The following is a 2147-nucleotide window of genomic DNA, read 5'->3' as shown; positions in this document are numbered from 1 at the left end:
TGAAGCTACTTTCAAATATGGATATCGCCGAGCGTCGCAAGCCGCAAGACGGCAGATTTAGTATGAAAATTTCAGGTCGCGAATACGACTTTCGTATCTCGACGCTGCCTATTATCAATGGCGAATCTACCGTTATGCGTATCCTAGATAAATCCAAGGTTATCATCAGCCTGGAAAAGCTCGGCATGCACCCTGATAGCTTTAAGAAATTTAATAACGCTATGAAGGCTCCATACGGTATTATCTTGGTTACCGGACCTACAGGAAGCGGTAAATCTACGACGCTATATGCGGCGCTAAACGATATTAAAAATATCGATACAAAGGTCATTACCGTAGAAGATCCGGTAGAGTATCAAGTAAATTTAATCCAACAAGTCCAAGTTAACGAAAAAGCAGGTCTTACCTTTGCTTCAGCATTGCGCTCGATCTTAAGACAAGACCCCGACATCATAATGATCGGTGAGATCCGTGATCAAGAGACCCTTAGAATTGCGATCCAGGCTGCTCTTACGGGACACTTGGTTTTCTCGACCCTACACACCAACGATGCCGTTAGTGCGATCCCGCGAATAGTCGATATGGGTATCGAAGCCTACCTCATAAGCGGTGCGCTCATTGCAGTAGAGGCACAGCGTCTCGTGCGAAAGCTTTGCCCACACTGCAAACAGCCTACAAATCTGCCTAAATCGATGCTTGATCAGCTAAAGGAATTCTTGCCTGAAAAATACACATTTTTTAAGGCCGTAGGTTGTGATCAATGCGGTCAAACGGGCTATATGGGGCGTGAGATGATTAGTGAAATTTTACCTATTACCGATAAAATGCAGAGCTTGATCGCTAACGGTGGCTCAAAGGACGATATGAGAGCCTTAGCGAAGGAGGAGGGTTTTATAGATATGTTTGAAGATGGTGTTATACGTGCTGCGCGCGGAGTAACTAGTATAGAAGAAATTTATAGGGTGGCTAAACAATGAAAAAGCAATTAGAAGTTGAATACAACGCCAAGGGCGCAAGAAGGAAGATGTTTTTGCAAGCTAGCGATAAGGTGCAAGCAAACAATCTCATGAAGCAGCGCGTAGGCGGGACGATCGTAAAAAGAGGTGAAACCCAAGTCGTTGCCAATACGGGCGGCGATTTTAAGGCGCAGGTTTCGCGCATGCTAGGTGGTAGCGGAAGAGTTAGAACGTTACCGTTAGTAGCGTCGATCCGCCAGCTTTCGGTTATGACAAATGCCGGAATTTCAATCCACGACTCGATCAAAGAGGTCGCAAGGGCGGCAGAGGATAAGACGCTAAAAGAAATTTTCAGCGCGATGAATGATGACCTTAACGCAGGTCTTAGCTTGACCGAATCTACGGAGAAATTTAGAGGTCAGCTCGGTGATGTCGTAGTTGCGATGGTAAGTCTGGGCGAAGCAACCGGTAATATGGCAGAGTCTCTAGCCAAGCTTGCCGCTATGCTTCAAGAGCTTTGGGAAAACCAGCGTAAATTTAAAAAGGCGATGCGTTATCCTATGATCCTTATGATCGTTATGGCAATTGCGTTTTCGGTTTTGATGATGTATGTCGTGCCGAAATTCCGCGAGATTTTTGAGGATTTGGGCGCGGATTTGCCACTACCTACTAGAATTCTACTTGGTATCGAAAGCACGCTTAATAATTATGGAATTTTTGTTTTAGCGGGCATCATAGGCACTATCATAGCTCTTAGATGGGCATATCGCAATAACCCTGAGTTTAAAAAGGGCTTTGACAAGACGATTTTAAAGGTCTATCTATTCGGCAAGATCATATTTTTCTCGACCATGTCGCGATTTATGCTTATTTTTACAGAGCTTGTGCGAGCGGGTATTCCTATCGCAGATGCACTAGATACATCTGTTTTAATGGTGGATAATCATACTTTAAAAGAGAAGCTCTCTACCGTTAAAATCGCCGTGCAGCAAGGCGTGAGCCTAACCGAGGCGTTTAACAATACAGGGCTTTACGAGAGTATGCTTATTCAGATGATCAGTGCGGGCGAGCAAGCCGGTAACCTCGATAAGATGCTCGGTAACGTCACTGACTATTACAAAGAGAAATTCGACGATATCATCGATAATATCTCAAGCTACGTCGAGCCGATCATGCTATTTTTTATGGCGG

The 2147-nt window shown here is 44.7% G+C and carries 2 protein-coding genes; both read left to right on the top strand.

The features are described 5' to 3' along the window. Positions 1-977 (top strand): GspE/PulE family protein (locus Q0198_RS00655; RefSeq protein ID WP_297893849.1); only part of this gene is annotated, 977 nt, incomplete at its 5' end. After that, the coding region (locus Q0198_RS00650; RefSeq protein ID WP_297893847.1) for a type II secretion system F family protein at positions 974-2147 on the top strand (1174 nt) is incomplete at its 3' end. The genes Q0198_RS00655 and Q0198_RS00650, both read left to right, overlap by 4 nt.

Origin of the sequence: uncultured Campylobacter sp. (assembly GCF_938045205.1) — a bacterium.
GTDB lineage: Bacteria > Campylobacterota > Campylobacteria > Campylobacterales > Campylobacteraceae > Campylobacter_B.
This window is presented reverse-complemented; position numbering and strand designations above follow the sequence as displayed.